At 56.7% G+C, this 16,664-nt stretch carries 17 protein-coding genes and 1 pseudogene; 6 read left to right on the plus strand and 12 right to left on the minus strand.

Features of this window, described 5'->3' with window-relative positions; genetic code table 11:
- Positions 1-20 precede the first annotated feature (20 nt).
- From RGM3321_RS18080 to RGM3321_RS18125, 10 genes and pseudogenes are all read right to left on the minus strand, one after another.
- Positions 21-878 (minus strand): DUF6282 family protein, encoded by an 858-nt coding sequence (locus RGM3321_RS18080; protein WP_244394221.1) that lies wholly within the window; start codon positions 876-878, stop codon positions 21-23.
- On the minus strand, positions 875-1,648 hold the full coding sequence (locus tag RGM3321_RS18085) for a hypothetical protein (protein WP_244394222.1): 774 nt from the start codon (positions 1,646-1,648) through the stop codon (positions 875-877). The genes RGM3321_RS18080 and RGM3321_RS18085 overlap by 4 nt, the downstream gene beginning before the upstream one ends.
- 72 nt (positions 1,649-1,720) lie before the next feature.
- Positions 1,721-2,692 carry a nitronate monooxygenase gene (locus tag RGM3321_RS18090; protein ID WP_244394223.1) on the minus strand — a complete coding sequence of 324 codons (972 nt, stop codon included), beginning with the start codon at positions 2,690-2,692 and terminating at the stop codon, positions 1,721-1,723.
- A 76-nt stretch (positions 2,693-2,768) separates the two neighbouring features.
- A complete protein-coding gene (locus RGM3321_RS18095; protein ID WP_054996303.1) occupies positions 2,769-3,131 on the minus strand; it encodes an antibiotic biosynthesis monooxygenase in 363 nt (120 codons plus the stop codon).
- Between the two features lie 40 nt (positions 3,132-3,171).
- Positions 3,172-3,654, minus strand: a complete 483-nt coding sequence (locus tag RGM3321_RS18100; protein ID WP_244394255.1) for a flavin reductase family protein — start codon at positions 3,652-3,654, stop codon at positions 3,172-3,174.
- Between the two features lie 77 nt (positions 3,655-3,731).
- Positions 3,732-4,445 carry an RraA family protein gene (locus RGM3321_RS18105; protein ID WP_244394224.1) on the minus strand — a complete coding sequence of 238 codons (714 nt, stop codon included), beginning with the start codon at positions 4,443-4,445 and terminating at the stop codon, positions 3,732-3,734.
- Complete coding sequence (locus tag RGM3321_RS18110; RefSeq protein ID WP_244394226.1) at positions 4,429-5,619, minus strand: isocitrate/isopropylmalate family dehydrogenase; 1,191 nt, start codon at positions 5,617-5,619, stop codon at positions 4,429-4,431. Before RGM3321_RS18110 ends, RGM3321_RS18105 begins: the two co-directional genes overlap by 17 nt.
- Positions 5,616-6,644 (minus strand): nucleoid-structuring protein H-NS, encoded by a 1,029-nt coding sequence (locus RGM3321_RS18115; protein ID WP_244394227.1) that lies wholly within the window; start codon positions 6,642-6,644, stop codon positions 5,616-5,618. The genes RGM3321_RS18110 and RGM3321_RS18115 overlap by 4 nt, the downstream gene beginning before the upstream one ends.
- Before the next feature lie 277 nt (positions 6,645-6,921).
- Positions 6,922-7,833, minus strand: coding sequence for a LysR family transcriptional regulator (locus RGM3321_RS18120; protein ID WP_244394228.1), 912 nt, complete (start codon positions 7,831-7,833; stop codon positions 6,922-6,924).
- A gap of 346 nt (positions 7,834-8,179) precedes the next feature.
- Positions 8,180-8,911 (minus strand): annotated as a pseudogene (locus tag RGM3321_RS18125) (transposase).
- A gap of 98 nt (positions 8,912-9,009) precedes the next feature.
- Here RGM3321_RS18125 and RGM3321_RS18130 point away from each other — a divergent pair.
- Positions 9,010-9,585 carry an N-acetyltransferase gene (locus RGM3321_RS18130; protein ID WP_244394230.1) on the plus strand — a complete coding sequence of 192 codons (576 nt, stop codon included), beginning with the start codon at positions 9,010-9,012 and terminating at the stop codon, positions 9,583-9,585.
- A gap of 71 nt (positions 9,586-9,656) precedes the next feature.
- On the opposite strand, the gene RGM3321_RS18135 is transcribed toward RGM3321_RS18130, so the two are convergent.
- Positions 9,657-11,225 (minus strand): TerC family protein, encoded by a 1,569-nt coding sequence (locus tag RGM3321_RS18135; RefSeq protein ID WP_244394232.1) that lies wholly within the window; start codon positions 11,223-11,225, stop codon positions 9,657-9,659.
- Positions 11,226-11,877: 652 nt separating this feature from the next.
- Between RGM3321_RS18135 and RGM3321_RS18140 the strand changes: the two genes are divergently transcribed.
- The 5 genes from RGM3321_RS18140 (at position 11,878) to RGM3321_RS18160 (ending at position 14,792) form a co-directional block, all read left to right on the plus strand.
- Positions 11,878-12,159, plus strand: coding sequence for a hypothetical protein (locus tag RGM3321_RS18140; protein WP_244394233.1), 282 nt, complete (start codon positions 11,878-11,880; stop codon positions 12,157-12,159).
- Between the two features lie 150 nt (positions 12,160-12,309).
- Positions 12,310-12,651: an FKBP-type peptidyl-prolyl cis-trans isomerase gene (locus tag RGM3321_RS18145; RefSeq protein WP_244394234.1), complete on the plus strand. Its 342-nt coding sequence runs from the start codon at positions 12,310-12,312 to the stop codon at positions 12,649-12,651.
- Positions 12,652-12,781: 130 nt separating this feature from the next.
- Positions 12,782-13,009, plus strand: coding sequence for a hypothetical protein (locus RGM3321_RS18150; protein WP_244394235.1), 228 nt, complete (start codon positions 12,782-12,784; stop codon positions 13,007-13,009).
- Between the two features lie 50 nt (positions 13,010-13,059).
- A complete protein-coding gene (locus tag RGM3321_RS18155) occupies positions 13,060-13,764 on the plus strand; it encodes a YoaK family protein (RefSeq protein ID WP_244394236.1) in 705 nt (234 codons plus the stop codon).
- 65 nt (positions 13,765-13,829) lie between these two features.
- Positions 13,830-14,792, plus strand: a complete 963-nt coding sequence (locus RGM3321_RS18160; RefSeq protein WP_244394237.1) for a class I SAM-dependent methyltransferase — start codon at positions 13,830-13,832, stop codon at positions 14,790-14,792.
- A 61-nt stretch (positions 14,793-14,853) separates the two neighbouring features.
- Here the strand turns inward: RGM3321_RS18160 and RGM3321_RS18165 are convergent, their stop codons facing one another.
- Positions 14,854-16,476, minus strand: coding sequence for a methyl-accepting chemotaxis protein (locus RGM3321_RS18165; protein ID WP_279614056.1), 1,623 nt, complete (start codon positions 16,474-16,476; stop codon positions 14,854-14,856).
- Between the last annotated feature and the right edge of the window lie 188 nt (positions 16,477-16,664).

Genomic DNA, 16,664 nt, shown 5'->3' on the forward strand with positions numbered 1-16,664 from the left:
GGGAGTCCTATCCGAACGGTTTAAATGGCCAACATGCGTTGTGGATTCAAAAGAGTCATCTCGGCGCGGCGCTCGCAACTCAAACCGAACGCGTCGAACCACTGCCCGCTCATCGACAGCCACTCGTGCACGTCGATCTGACTGGTCTGCCCAAGGTCCGAGCTGTAGACCACATTGGGAACATGACTCAACACCTTGGTGAAATCCTGCCGGTCCTGATAGCCCAACAAGTAGGTCAGCGCCGTCTGTTCGATGTAGACCGAGGGTTCACTGCCAATCACCGCAAGCTCGGCTGCTTTCAGACCGGTCAACGGGTTGGCAGGCTGATTGAGCATCAGCCTTGGCACACCGATGCGCAGTGACTCCTCGATCAGCATCCTGACTTCATCGGCGTCGGCATGCCCTGTCGAGATGACCAGCGGATAATCACGGGCCATTTTGAGAATATCCAGCGTCTGCGGCGTAAGGCGTCCGTTCTGCGCTGTCACTCTGGAAGGCTTGATGGGCTTTTCGCGCAACAGCGGATGGCTCAGGTTACGGGCCAGCGTGCTGGTATGCGTTCTGCCGGTGACGGTTGGCAAGTGGACAATGAAACGTCCAGGTTCATCGCCGCGCAAACAGAGACTGCGCTCGACCACGCGGTAGTCGATGCCGCCAGCGATCTCGTTCAGAACCACTGAACCGCTGACCGGAAAACCCTGATTGCGTGCTTCCCATGCCTGGGCCGCCGTGCACCCCAGGTGATTTTTCAATACGACCCGGCCCTGCACCGCGGCGTAGCGCCTGCCCGCCTCTATCGCGCCATGACGGCGAATAAACGCATCAGGATTGGCATGGTAATGCACATCAATGAAGCCTGGTGCCTCGATCTGACTCATAGCGCACACTCCGCACTGGCGATCAGAAATGTGTCAATGCTCTCCAGCACCCGGTCCAGATCATCCGCCAGCGGACGCATCCCGCCATCAGGCACACACAGTGAGCGTTGTTTGTGGCCTTTGATACGCAGCACATGACCCGCCCCCACCAATTGGGACTTCCCGCCAAACACGCTCAGTACACGCCCTTTGTAATCGAGCAGGTACTCGCTGACATCCAGACCGCTCAATAGCCGGAACCCCAGGGTCAGACGCTGTCCCTGGGTTGAAAGCGTTGCGTCATTCTCGCTGACAGGCGAGTGCTCGTGCTTCTTGCCTTCAGGCAATACCAGATCGTCCAGCAGGCGTTTGGCTTGCTCGACATGCCCTTGTTCTGCCAGATCCGCCATACCTCCCAGCCTGGAATCCAGCAGCGCATCGGCTTTGGCGGGGGAAGAAAGCAGCAACAACGCAGGTGTCGAACGCAGTAATGAAGTGCCTGCCAACGCCTGTACCAACGCACCACCCAAGGCCACGCCGACGAGTACATCCGGCACACCCCAAGGCTCTAGCGCGCTGACCCAGCGCTGGGTAAACCCGTCAAAGTCTTCACCCGCCTTGACCGGCAGGGACAGGGAATCAAAAACCGTAACCTGATAACCCGCCGCAGTGAAATGCTCGATCAGCGGCTTGGCGAAGCCACCCGCGTCCCAGACCGGCATCACCGGTGAAAGAATGAATACGCTTGATTGCCCGACACCGAAGGTCTGGCAGGTGATGCAATGACTCATGGCTTTTGCTCCTGCAAAAATGACAAGACCCGCTGTTTCGAGCGGGTCCGGTCGTTGATCCATCCTGACGGGTCAGCGGGTCGTGCGCAGACGTTCAACACTGGCGGCATAGCCGCGCAGGGTTGACTCGATAATGAGCTGTGCGGGCAGCACCTCCTTGATCAGGTCCGCCACCTCGCCAGCCCAGATGGCCCTGATACTCACATCATCGGCCTCCAGCGCAGCTTCATAGTCCAGGCGCAGTTGACCGGCCGACGCAGCGAAAGCATGCTCTTCACCCACCCAGCTATCGGAAAAGTCATTGCCGATCACTCGTCCGCTGTAGCCCTGCGGCCAGTCGATGCCGCGTACCTCATCGAAGATCCGGGTTCGCACCGTATCGCTCGCGACAGCCTGCAACAGGCGCTGTTTTACCCGTTCGGAAGGCAGTGCCTCCTGTGAAGCCAGAAAGCGCGTTCCCATCATCACGCCATCCATGCCGAGCGCAAGCGCAGCGGCCATTCCACGCCCATCGGCAATCCCGCCAGCACCGATAAGCACAACATCCTCACCCACCGCGTCGCGAACTGCCGGAAACAGCGGCAATGACGAGCGTCGCAAACTGTGACCACCCGCCTCGGCGCCTTGCACGATCAACGCATCGGCACCGGCGTCCAGTGCATAAAGCGCCTGGTCGACGTCATGCACCTGAACGATGACTTTGGCATTGGCCTGTTGAATGGGCCGGACGAAAGGACGTACATCACCAAACGACAACGCAACCACTGCCGGACGGTACTCGAGAGCCAACTCAAGCAATTCGAACTGTTTCGCCACGGTAAACATCACCAGGCCCACACCCCATGGTTGCTGCACGTCCTGCATCATCTCCAGTTCACGCGCCATCCATTGCGGGTCGCCGTAACTGGCACCCACCAGACCAAGGCCACCGGCCCGGGAAACCGCAGCTGCCAGACGCCCTCCGGACGCCCCGCCCATCGGTGCCAGAATCAGAGGATGTTCAATTCCAAGAAGAGAAGTCAGTGCTGTATTGATCGTGACCATAGCTGATACCTGTGAAAAGCCGGGTGAATGTCAAACGAAGGCGACGTATACGCCGCCCTCCTCTGCAGTTAGTGGATCAACCCGCTTTTTGTAGTGCAATTTCAGGGGTGATGTACTCGGCCACGTTATAGAGGTGGTATTCCCAGGTACCGGTTTCCTTTAGCCGGGAGTATCGCGACAGAAACTCTTTGTCGGTAAAAAGCGACTCGAACTGACTGCGATCACTCCATTGCGCCTGATTGATGACGGTCTTGCCATCCGTGCTCTTCATCAACCGGCTCCATTTGAACGCACTGTAAGTCCGTGCGACATAACTGACCGTTTCTTCAAGAATCTCGATAGCCAGATCCTGGGCACCTTCATTGACCTGCACAACATTGATCAGATACACCGCCTTGTCATCGGTGACGGATTGAGCGTCGAACAATTCCATTTTCATAATCAGTTCCATTTATAAAAAGAAGTATAAGAACAAGTAGTCAAACCAGAAGCGGCGTTGAAGCCGCCGGTTTACCGTCTTGCCAGAGCAGCGGTGAAATCACCTCGGCCACTGCTGTTTTCTCGACCAGCCCGATAATGATCTCGTGAGTGCCGCAGGTCATTCGTTGGGCCACCGAGCAGAAAAGCGTCGCCTGGGCGGTGCGCAGATACGGCACTCCCTGGTCCTGCTGCCAATCTCCGCTTTCAAACCGCGCAGGCCCGTTGACCGCTCCGCCAAACACACTGACCAGTTGCGCCTGCCCGGTCTGCAAAAGGTTGACCGAGAACTTTCCCCGCTCAAGCAAAGGCAGGTAAACGCTGGCGCTGTGATTGATGCACACCAGAATGGACGGCGGGTCACTGCATACCGAACTGACGGCAGTGGCTGCCATACCGTAAGGCGTGCCCTCATGTTCGGTTGCCACAAGGGTGACGGTCGACGTCAGGCGGCGCATGGCTTTCTTGAAGGCAGCGACATCAATGTCGGGAGACTCGAATGCGCTGTGTCGAGTGTGAGGTTCTGGCACATTTGCGTGTGCAGCCAATCGGGAAGTCTGATTCATGGCCGCTCTCCCACGCTGACTTTTTCAGTGTCAGTCAGCCAGGGTTGGTCGTAACGATAGGTGCTGCGGGCATTCTCCAGTGTCGAGCCCGCAGATATGGCTTCGATAATCCTGCGCTCAGTCTGCTCGACCGCCTGGGCACGGCGTACAACCTCGGCGGCCAGTTGCTGTGGAATCACCACGCAGCCGCTGCCATCACAGACCAGAAGGTCACCGGGCCGGACAGTAACGCCATCAATGACCACAGGCACTTGTACCGCCTTGAGTTGCGCGCGGTTCTTGGCTGACTGCATGAAACGGCCACGACTGAACAATGGATAGTTGCACCTGATAACGGTATCGATATCACGTGCCACGCCATCGATAACAGTGCCTTTGATGCCGTTGGCCAAGGCGAAGTGAGTCATGATATCGCCCCATACCGTGCAGTCGTGACGCCCGGCGTTGGAAGAAACAATCACCGCGCCGCAAGGCACCTGATCGATGTAGTTGGCAGCCCCCTTGAATGCCGTTGGCGTATCGACAGCTTCGTACTGCACGGTGAACGCAACACCGACACAACGAGTGCCCGGCACTTGCGAAACAATACCCGGCAGCCCTCCGTTGATCCCGAGACTGTCCAGTGCGTCAGACAGTGAAGCGGTATCCAGATGTTCACATGCGTCCAGCACAGTTTGCGTAATTGCCACCGTTTCAAAGTGCGCTGACATAACGTTCTCCCTGAACTGAGGCCTGCCCGGTGCGGTACTCGACAAAGCTGGCCCGCAACTCGATGCACTGCTGGACAATCGCATCGCCCACCTGGCCTGTGGTGTGGGAACCGCCAAGGTCGTAACTGCGTACGCCAGATTGTGAAACCAGGCTGACGGCGCGGGTAATACATGCCGCCTGGGTCGGGTATCCCAGATGTTCCAGCATCAGTGCAATGGCCATGAACATTGCGCTGGGGTTGGCCTTGTTCAACCCTGCATGAGCAGGCGCACTGCCATGTACAGGTTCGAAGTAAGCACCTGAATTACCAAAGTTGCCGCTGGGCGCAAAACCAAGGCCACCCATTACGCCAGCGCCCAGATCGGAAAGGATGTCGCCGAACATGTTCTCGGCAACAATCACCCCAAAGCGTTCGGGCCGTTGCACCATCCACAAGGCAACCGCATCGACATTTTCGATGACACCGGTTATGTCCGGATAACGCTGTGCGATCTCTTCGAAAATATCCCGTGCAAACGCACTGCTGTGCCGCAGCACCATCGGCTTGTCGACAAACGTGACCCGGGTGAAGGTGTTCTTGCGCGCGTAATCGAATGCGTATTCAAAAATACGAGTCAAACCACTTCGCGTCTGCAGGCGCAACGTGACGGTCGCATCCTCCTGCCCTGCTCGCTGCCACGGCGCGCCAAGTGCTTCGCGCTCTTCAAGCAAGGGCACCAGCGCATCCGGGACATGCCCGAAGTCCAGCCCGGCATAAAGACCTTCGGTGTTTTCTCTGATCACGACAAAGCGAAATCTGTCTTCACCGGTCATGTCGGTAACCGGGCGTACATTGGCGTAAAGGTCCAGGTTCTGCCTGAGCTGAATGACCGGGCTGACATAGCGGCGGTTCCGGCCCTGAAGTGCCAAGGGCAGCTCTGCTTCCGCCTCTGCCAGCGGCTTGCTGGTTATTGCCCCCAGCAACGTTGCGTCACAGCTGGCCATGACTTCCCAGGTCTGAGCAGGAACCGTTTCACCCTCGCGCTTCCAGCATTCCCAGCCGATATCCGCCGGTATCAGATCAAACGGCAGGTTCAATGCTGCAATCACCGGAAGCGCCGCCTCCATGACCTCAATGCCGATACCGTCGCTGGGCAGAATGCATATACGCTTGCGGGATATGTGAGCGGTCATAGCGCAAATCCTTTTACGCTTTTCGACAGGTCGCTGAAGATATTCGACAACACCGCTCGCGGAGCAAGACGCGCCACTTTGTCCTGTTGATGCATGACCTCGATCGCTCGGTACTCGGAGGTCAACTGAAACCGTTCAAGCGTATCTCGCACCCGCTGACTGACATCGTAGGGGAAGTTGTAAGTGCCCAGAATGATATCCATCAGCGGACTGGGCATATTGTTATGCGGTATCGAGCTGGCCGTGACACCGGACAATTCGATCACCTTGACCAGGTCAAAACCGTGACTGACGCCAATACGCTCCAGATAAGCCACCAGCATGCTCAAGTGAAGATTCCCGGCGCCTTTACCCATGCCACAGATGGACGTGTCGATGTATTCAGCACCGGCCTCGATAGCCGCCGATGCATTCGCCAGCGCCAGCGACAGATTGTTATGGGCGTGAAACCCCAGCGGCACCAGCAACCGGCTTGCGAGACGACTGAACAGTCGGTGCACATCGGCCGGCAGCATATGACCGTTGGAATCCGCACAACAGATGATGTCCGCACCGGCACCCTCCGCACGAACGGCCGTGTCGAGTACCGCTCCCGGCGTCTGCGATGTCACATGCGTCACATTGGCGCTGACACTGAAGCCGTGATCACGGGCCAGTGACAAGGTCGCCAGCCCTTCATCCAGTTGATCGCGGCGCATGCAGACACGGATCATCGAAACACCCTGCTCCTTGAGCATGGCGAAGTCATCTCCCGTGATGTTTTTAGGGTGAACCATAACCGCCAGCTCAATACGTCCGTCGGCGGCCTGCGCAATGTTCTCAATAAAGCGTGCACCTACATCACTGGTCAGCCCGTGCTCGCCCTTTGGCGCAAATGATCCCTTGCAGTAACCAATTTCACAGAGGTCGACGCCTGCATCCGCCAGGCCTGAAGTAATAGCCCGAGCCTGGTCTTCCGTGAAGTTGAAGTTGTTTCGATAACCACCGTCACGCAATGTGACGTCGAGAATCTTTATGTCGGCCATGAGAATCTCCGGCTGTCCTTAGGGTGTAAACAGGGTGCTTGAGATGATCTTGCCACTGCTTTTATTCTTGTCGTTATCCAACAGCGCCGCACCTGCAAACATTGCCGAGCCGACACCTGAACGTCTCGGAGTTTCGAATCATTAACTTCTTAACTCGACATTGATCCTCGTCAAAATCGACCGCGTTGTAAATTGTCGATATTTAATCAGGGGATGTGAATTTTTTCACTGTCACCTTATGTGTCCGCCGAAATAACGATTTCTGTCACTGGCCCGACTAGCGATAACAGCTTTCTACATAATTCATCGCAGCCTGAATTGAAGCCACCGCACGCAAGTCTTCATGCACGCCCAGCCAGACATCAACCTCCAGCGGTGCCGACAGCTCTACCCGGCACAGACGAGAGTTCGCCCCTACCGCAAAACTTGGAAGCAAGGCAATGCCCACACCGGTTTCCGCAGCACGAATTTGCAGTTCTACTGTTTTGGCTTCCAGCACGAAGGGGCGTTCACCGACAATATTTCTGAGCCAACCGTTCTGACTGTCGCTCATCAGTTCATTGTCGTAGGCAATAAACTCATAGTGCTCCGGGTGCCGCTCCTCCAGATAAAAACGTGCGCAATAAAATGAAAATGAGGCGGTCCCGATCCGTCGTGCGACGATGCCACTTTCAACCGGTCTGGAAAACCGTATGCACAAGTCAGACTGGCAACTGGATAACGACGAATACTGATGGTCCCCCAACAAGCGCAGCACAATGCCGGGGTGCATGGCACGAAACGCCCCCAGTTGCGGCACCAGCTTCTCAACCGCCACCGACGGCGGCGCGCTGATGGTCACTTCCACACCCTGCACCACCTGCGCAGCAACAGCGAGGCGGCCAATGGCCTGGGTCTGCGCCTCGATCTGCCGCCCGATAGCCGCCAGACGCCGCCCTTCATCAGTCAACTCGTACAAGCGCTTGCGACGATCGACAAGCTTTACATTCAGGGATTTTTCCAGCGAAGCGATACGCCGCGAAACAGTAGCGTGCTCCACACCCAGCACCCTGGCAGCGCCGCTCAAGGAACGGATGGCGGAAAACATTACAAAGTAATGCAAGTCCTCCCAGTCAAAACAGACTTTCGGTTTTCTGAACAGGTTGTTAACGTCAAGGGAAACTGATCCATCCGATGGAGTCATTGTCATTCAAGTCATGTCCTTATACGGTTCGCGCGAATAAAAGTCTTCATTACGTATCGACGATGAGTAGTGGCAGACGTGCAGAACGATAAGGATAATGCTGATAACTTCCTCCGGCCCGAAGAGCGAGCGGGTGCCGCTGGGTAGTTTAGATTATTGGCGGGTGGGTATTGCGGATAGGGGTTCGGATGATTGAGGACGGGGGTGTCCGGAGTGATAAGACTGGTTTGGAAAGAAGTGGCGAGATTGAAAAGAGAGGTTATGGGACTGTCAGATTTTTTGTATGCGGGCCGGTAACGGTCTGCCGTAAGGCAGGCCGTGTTTTTTACCAGGTTGGCCTGATAAATCGATCTCAGTACAGGATCGCGAATTGATTCATTGCACTCTTCCAGTCATGCGCAGCTGAGCCCCAGTTTGCAGTGATATTACGCAGTCCAAGCCAGATCAGTTTGGTTGCCGCATCGTCGGGCGGGAAGTGGCCACGAGTGTTGATGATCTTTCGTAGCTGAAAGTTGATGCTCTCGATGGCGTTGGTGGTGTAGATCACTTTTCGGATCGCGGGCGGGAAAACGAAAAATGGAATCACGCGATCCCAAGCCCGCCGCCAAGCACCCACTACCGTTGGATATTGCTTTCTCCAAGGTCCGGCTTCAAACGCATCCAGAGGCCGCTATTGCCAAGCACCTATCTCTGCCATGACCTCATCGGTTACAGAGCTGATGAAGTCTGGCGAAACGTCCGTGCCGTACTGCTCGGAAAGGAACGCGCGGATTTCTCTGGCTGTCATCCCGCGGGCGTACATGGCGATGATCTTGTCGTCAAAGCCGGTGTAACGGCGCTCATGCTTGGGAATCAGAATGGGCGAGAAACTGCCGTCCCGGTCCCGGGGAATATCCAGCCGAATCGGACCCTCTCCGGTCAGAACCGTCTTGCCGCTTTTGCCATTACGCTGGTTGGTTTCATCCTCTGGGCGCTGCGCGCCCGGCGGATAGCCCAGGTGATGGCCGAGCTCGGCATTGAGGGCTCGCTTGATCAACGCCTTCTTGAACGCCGCAGAGGCGTCCTCAATGGCTTCAGCGGTCATCAGCCCACCGCCGAGTTCACTGAAAAAGCCTGGAAGTGGTAGCACACCCAAGCTAACGTACACGCCGGAATTCAAGCCATACCCACCAAGGCCCCACCATGATCCAGATCCGCCCCATGACCCCGGAAGACTTCGAACGCTTCTGGCCCACCTTTCAGGCTGTCGTCATCGCTCAGGAAACCTACGCCTACGACCCTGCCCTGACTCAGGAGCAAGCCCGCAGTCTGTGGATGGAGCTGCCGCTGCACACGCTGATTGCCGAGGAAGACGGCCAGCTGTTAGGCAGTTACTACTTGAAGGCCAATGCGGCAGGTCCGGGGAATCATGTCTGCAATTGCGGCTATATGGTGACGGATGCGGCGCGGGGTCGTGGTGTGGCGCGGTTGATGTGCGAGCACTCGCAGCAACTGGCGCGCGACAGCGGGTTTTTGGCGATGCAGTTCAATTCAGTGGTCGCGAGCAATGAAGTAGCTGTTGCGCTGTGGGCCAAGCTGGGTTTCGAGACGGTCGGGCGTTTGCCCAAGGCTTATCGTCACGCCCGATTGGGGCTGGTGGATTGTCTGGTGATGTTCAAGTGGCTGGCTGATGCGCCGATGGCCAAAGAGCCTGCGCAGCCCAAGCTGATCGGCCGCAAGAATATCGAATCTGTGGTGTCGCGTCCGCGTCGAAAATAAGCGCGACGTACACATGAAAACGGGGCCTGCTCACATGAGAAGGCCCCGTTTTTTTTACTACAGCTCCGTGCTTATTTGCCAGCCCCGACCTCAGGCTGTTTGTGTAACAACACCCGAGTCACCCGGCGCTCTTCCACGCCGACAACCTGAAGGTTCCAGCCCTGCCAGTCCAGGCTATCGCCGGTGGACGGCAGGCGATCCAGCAGGCTCATGACCAGTCCGGCGAGGGTCTGATAATCCTCGGTGGCCTTGGCCTGGAAGCCGGTGCGTTCGCGAATCAGGCTCAGGTTCAAGGCACCCGATACCACGAAGTCCTCGCCCTGCTTGACGATGTCCGGGCCTTCCACTTCGCTGGCGTCCGGCAGCTGGCCGGCGATGGACTCCAGAATGTCGGTCATGCTCAACACGCCGATGAAATCACCGAATTCGTTGACCACAAAGGCGATGTGCGTCGACTCCTTGCGCATCTGTTCCAGGGCATTGAGGATGCTGAAGCTTTCCAGCAGGTTGATTGCCTTGCGCGACATCAGCTTCAAATCGGGCTCGTTGCCGGACAACAACTCCTTGAACAGCTCTTTCTTGTGCACGAAGCCCAGCGGCTCATCGATGCCTCGCTCGCCAATCAACGGCAGACGCGAGTAGGACGAGTGCATCAGTTTCAGACGGATTTTCTCGGCATCGTCTTTCAAGTCGATGTAGTCGATTTCGGCCCTCGGCGTCATCACCGTGCGAATCGGACGCTCTGCCAGTTGCAGTACGCCGCTGATCATCACCCGCTCACGACGGTCAAACACCGGCTCGCTGCTTTCGCCTTCCAGCATGTCGGTGATTTCCTCATCGACATCGCCAGACTCCAGCTTGCGACCGCCCAGCAGGCGCATCACCGCATGGGCAGCCCGTTCACGACGCGGCAGGTGGCCATGGGCAGACTTCTTGCTGCGCTTGCGAGCGATCTGGTTGAACACTTCGATGAGGATCGAGAAACCGATGGCCGCGTACAGATAGCCCTTGGGAATATGGAAACCCAGGCCCTCGGCGGTCAGGCTGAAACCAATCATCATCAGGAAGCCCAGACACAGCATGATCACTGTCGGGCGGCTGTTGACGAATTTGGTCAGCGGCTTGCTGGCAATCATCATCAGGCCGATGGAGAAGATCACAGCAATCATCATCACCGACAGGTGCTCAACCATGCCGACGGCCGTGATTACGGCGTCCAGCGAGAACACCGCGTCGAGTACCACAATCTGCGCAACGATGGGCCAGAACAACGCATAGCCTGCGTTACCGGCGCGCTGGGCAACATGGCCTTCCAGCCGTTCGTGCAGTTCCATGGTGGCCTTGAACAACAGGAACACACCACCAAACAGCATGATCAGGTCACGACCGGAGAACGTCTTGTCGAAGATCTCGAACAACGGCTCGGTCAGCGTCACCATCCAGGAGATGCTCGCCAGCAGGCCCAGGCGCATGATCAGTGCCAGCGACAGGCCGATGACGCGCGCCTTGTCGCGTTGTTCGGGGGGCAGTTTGTCCGCCAGAATGGCAATAAACACCAGGTTATCGATACCCAGCACCAGTTCCAGCACGATGAGGGTCAGCAGGCCAAGCCATGCAGTGGGGTCAGCGATCCATTCCATGGTAGTTATGCAGCCTCACGAGAAAAATGGCGGGAAAACTCATCGTCGGCCACAGCTGGCCACGCACAGCAATGAATTGCCATGCGCAACGGTACCTTGCGACCATGCACAGGCATGTCGGAGCCATTGCAATACGAGAGAGAGGGTAAACCGGCGTTCGAATCAAACGGCCTGCCTGGTGAAAGGGGTATCACTGGCCAGCCATCAGCGGTGAAGGGAAGGCAACTCGGAGGCTCCTGGAGGGTATTCATACGGTCCTGAAAATCAATACGGGCGTTGATCGTACAATACACACAACTGTTTCGCACTTTGTATAAGTATTACAAGACTTGACCAAAAGGACGGCGTCCTCCGAAGCTCCGGCGCAGCCCGGAGCGACGTTTTGCCGCACCTCCAAGCACGACCAGTTGTCTGACAACGGCAGTGTCCGGGTAGATCACACAAATCATTTGTTTTAAAATGTTGCAATAACGTCAGGCCTGCGCAGTGTCCAACGCGACTTGTGTGAATGCACGATCCCCTGCCCCTGACCAGAATCATAAAAAGAAAGCCCGTCATAGACGGGCTTTTTTCGTTTTCAGCTTTTGTACCCCGATGCCGGTGAACGGTATCGCGGACGACCCGTTTCTTTTAACCTTTGAGGTGATTTCCCATGCTGCGTATCGTCGTCGTTCATTTGTTCCAATTGCTCAAGCGCCTATCGTCCGCGCTCTTCTTCCGCAGTGCCGATGACAACTATTCCCGCAGCTTCACACGGGAAAACGATGACGAAGGCCGCTGGACCTTTGTTTCAATCGCCATCGTTCTGACCCTCAGCCTTTACTGCCTGGCTGGCCTGGGTTACTACGCCAAGACCAATATCTGGGACGGTTTCACCCAAGAGCAGAAAGCGAATATCGCCCAGGCCATGGTGGTCAGCTCGCAGAATCTCTGACTAACGACACAATCGGAATACGACGGGGAAGCGAAAGCTTCCCCGTTTTCGTTTCGCCCGCTTGTCACAGGCATGCTTTTCTGCGAGAAAGCGCTGCGAAAATGCCCGCCCGCACCATTCATTGAGCGCGCTATAAACGGAAGCCTTGTAATGAACAAAGAATTACAGATTACCGACCTGCATCCCGGCGAAGGCAAGGAAGCGGTCAAAGGTGCGCTTATCACCACGCATTACACCGGAACCCTCGAAGACGGCACCGTCTTTGATTCCTCTCACCAGCGTGGCAAGCCGTTTCAGTGCGTAATCGGCACCGGACGCGTCATCAAGGGCTGGGATCAGGGTCTTGTGGGCATGAAGGTGGGCGGCAAACGCAAACTGTTCGTGCCTGCCCATCTGGCCTATGGCGACAGAACGATGGGCGCGCACATAAAGCCGGGTGCCGACCTGACGTTTGAAATAGAGCTGCTGGAAGTGCTGACCCGCGACGATTGAGCGAGCTGCCTTGCAGATCGCCTTGAATCGGCCGATAACCCTGGCTGACAGGCATAAGGCTGATTGCTTGTTATCGCGGAAAAAGCCATGCTCCGGGTATGGAATTCAAGGTCTTGGCACAGGAACACGTATGGCGCTCAATAAGTCGACTCAGGAGCTGAAGCGGCACTTGAAAGGGACAGCAACCAATCTGGAAAACACGGCGGAAGAAATTCTTAAACTCGCCTCACAAATGAAAGATGTCGACGTTACGGCAGTGCTGCAGATGGTCAACCGCCTTTACAGCGATGCCGATCAGCTCAAGGCCTATGCCGATGAGGTCAAGGCAAAGCGAATCGTACGCGCCAAGCCACTATGAACCGCTGAACCAACGATCAGACGCTCTTCCATCGGTCCAGGGGGCCTTCGATGCTGCCAAAGCCCGCCAGAATCAGCGCCAGCCCCAGGCACCTGCACATGCAGAAATGGCGTGGCCGGGTTGGCATGTGCCTGGTGGCGAGCCTGTCGGTGCTGGCCGGCATGACCGATGCCATCGGTTTCATGGCGACCGGCGACTTCGTTTCGTTCATGAGTGGCAACACCACCCGGCTTGCCGTCGCGATCAGTGACGGCGATCTAAGCGTGACCCTTCGCCTGGCGCTAGCCATCTTCGCCTTTATTGCCGGCAATGCGTTGGGCGTCGTCGTTGCGCGGCTTGGCGGTCGGCGCGCCTTGCCCCTGCTGCTGGGGATCGCCACGCTGTTGTGTGCCGCAGCCGCATGGCCGCTGGAAAGCAATATGCTCGCACTGATCTGGGCCATTCTGGCGATGGGCATGCTCAACGCCGCCGTGGAACAGGTCAACGGGCTGCCGGTCGGCCTGACCTACGTAACCGGCGCGCTGTCGCGTTTCGGGCGTGGCCTGTGCCGCTGGATACTGGGCGAGCGCCGAGATGGCTGGCGCGTGCAACTGGTGCCGTGGGTTGGCATGTTCATCGGAGCGGTCATCGGCGCAATGCTTGAACAACGCCTGGGGCTCAATGCCCTGTTGGTCAGCGGCAGCCTGTCGGCATTGCTGGGGCTGGTTTCATTGAAAATCCCGCATCGCTGGCAACGCCAATACATGCCACGCTGAACCCTGCGATTCCCATCTGCTGAAATACGTTTACCATACGCCGCCTTTCATAACCGACCTTCGTCATGACCCCTGAAGCACTCGCCATCCTGCAACAGCATCTACTCGCCGCCCTGAACAACGTTCCGACTGAAACCCGCCGCCTGTTTCACGGCCGTGGTCGCGTATGGCCGGGGCTGGAGCACATTACCGTCGACTGGATGCAGGGCGTGGTGCTGGTCTCACTGTTCAAAGAGCCTCTTGAGCCCGAACTGGCAGCATTGACGCAGTTGTTGAACGAGTTGATCGCCACGCCGCAGTGGCAACAAAGTCAGGCCCATACCCTGTTGTTGCAACACCGCTATTTGCCGCAAAGCACTACGCAATGGCTGACCGGCGAGGTGGTCGATCAATGGGTGATCACCGAGAATGGCCTGCGTTATAAAGTCGATTTCGGCAAAAAGCAGAACAGCGGTCTGTTTCTGGACATGCGCTATGGCCGCGAATGGGTGCAGGCCCAGGCAAAGGGCAAGCGCATCCTGAATCTGTTCGCCTACACCTGCGGCTTCTCGGTCGCAGCCCTTGCCGGTGGTGCAGACCATGTGGTGAACCTGGACATGGCCCGCGCGGCATTGAATCGCGGTCGTGAGAATCACCGGCTCAATGATCAGGATCTGGGCCGGGTAACCTTTCTCGGGCACGACCTCTTCAAGTCGTGGGCCAAAGTCACCCGCTCCGGCCCTTATGACCTGATCATCATTGACCCGCCGTCTTTCCAGAAAGGCAGCTTCATGCTCGACAAGGACTACCAGCGAGTCCTGCGTCGTCTGCCAGAGTTGCTGGATGAAGACGGTTCGGTGCTGGCATGCATGAACGATCCGGCGCTGGGGCCGGACTTTCTGATTCAGCACACGGCAATCGAGGCACCGTGTCTGCGCTTCGAGCAGCGCCTGGAGAACCCGCCGGAATTCCCGGATGCACGGGTCGATGGTGGCCTGAAGGCTTTGGTGTTCAAGGCTGAAGGCTTGAGTCGCACAGGGTGGGCGTGAACCCGTGACGACTTTCAATCAAGCCTTCAAAACAGTGGCCTGTGCTCGGACCGGGTTCGGATCAGACTGAAAACCTCGATACCAGGCGACTCAGATCCACAGCCAGGCGGGACAGCTCCTGACTGGCTGTGGAGGTCTGGCTGGAGGCAGAAGAGCTCTGGACTGACAAATCGCGAATGCTCACCAGATTCTCATCTACAGAGCGGGCAACATGCGCTTGCTGCTCCGAAGCCGTTGCAATCATCAGGTTGCGCTCATTGATGTGGCTGATCGATGTGGTGATCTCCTTGATTGCAACACCAGCCTGCTGAGCGATCAGCAACGTCGCGTCGGTTTCCGCATTGCTCTGCTTCATCGACTGGACGGCACCGCTGGAGTTTTTCTGAATACCCTGGATCATCTGTTCTATTTCCTGGGTAGACGTCTGCGTACGATGGGCCAGCGCCCTGACCTCATCGGCGACCACCGCAAATCCACGACCCTGTTCACCCGCGCGGGCGGCTTCGATAGCGGCATTGAGCGCCAGCAGATTGGTCTGCTCGGCAATCGCGCGGATGACATCAACCACCTTGGCGATATCCTGCGCCTGATGGGCCAGTCCTTCTACTTCAACGCCGGTCTTGTCCACTGTGGTACTGAGTTTTTCCAGCGCAGCGATAGTCTGGCCGACGCAATCCTGGCCGGTCTGCGCAGACTTTTCACAGGCTTGGGTAGAGGTCGAAGCAGCGACCGCATTGCGTGCAACTTCTTCAATGGCTGCGGTCATCTGGTTGACCGCCGTGGCGGCCTGCTCGGTTTCCATCGTCTGGCGTTGGATACCTTGTGTGGAGTCCTGAGTGATGGAGCTCATTTCTTCAGCAGCCGACGCCAACAGGCCCGAAGCATCAGAGATGTGCTGAATAGTGCCCTTGAGGCTTGAGAGCATGGTTGCGGTGGCTTTTTGCAGTTCGGTCAGCTCATCGGCCCCGTTGACTTCCACCGTGGTACGCAAGTCGCCCTCGGCGATTTTGCGTGTCGAGTCGAGCAATGCCTGAACGGGTCTGGCGATGCTGCGGGTGAATAAAGTGGCAACAATCAGGGTAATAATCACGGCCAGAACAATAAGTGTAAGGGTGACAGTTAGTCCACTTTCATAGTTTTTGTCTGCTAGGGCCCCTGATTGTTCTGCACCCTTGACGTTGACGTCGATCAATTGTTCTATCGATGCTTGCAAGGCCTTCGCCTGCGGGCTGGTAATATCACGGATAAATACGAATAGTTCGCTATCGGATTTGCTTTTGCTAAGTTCAACCAGCTGGTCGATCTTGTCGCTGTAGGCCAGTGCATCGGCTTTGACTTGTTTCCAGACCTGTTCTTCCTGTGGGCTCGACACCAGCGAGCCGTAAGTGTCGGCTGTTTGCAGTAAGGCATTCTTCAATCCGTTCAGCTTATTGACAGACTCCAGCGACTGCCGCTGGTCATCCATCACAAAACGTCGCGCGTCGAGGCGATACAACAGGCCCGCCGTCTCTATGCGTCCAGCCTGTCTGACGCTGGGCAACCAGTCTGTCTGCAACTGGTCGGCGGACTGGTGTAGCCCGTTCATTTTAAAGACTGCGTTCGTGCCAACCCCGGCAAGCAGCAGGCAAATAATGCCGAAGCTGAGAAGCGCCCTTAAGTTCAAACCTATATTTCTTATTGGCATTTTATAGATCCCCTTGCTGTCACAACGGTAAGGCGGGAACCATGCGCAAATGATGGCAGCCCGACATCACTTTAATGATTTAAAAATAAAAAAACTACTGTTTAGTGCAAAAATCTCAGGCGCCACATAACGCTTTTAATAGTGCTTTAAGCCCACCAATAGTCAGACTTTTCGGTTGAGGCTATGCC

The organism is Pseudomonas sp. RGM 3321, from assembly GCF_022836805.1.
Taxonomy (GTDB): Bacteria; Pseudomonadota; Gammaproteobacteria; order Pseudomonadales; family Pseudomonadaceae; genus Aquipseudomonas.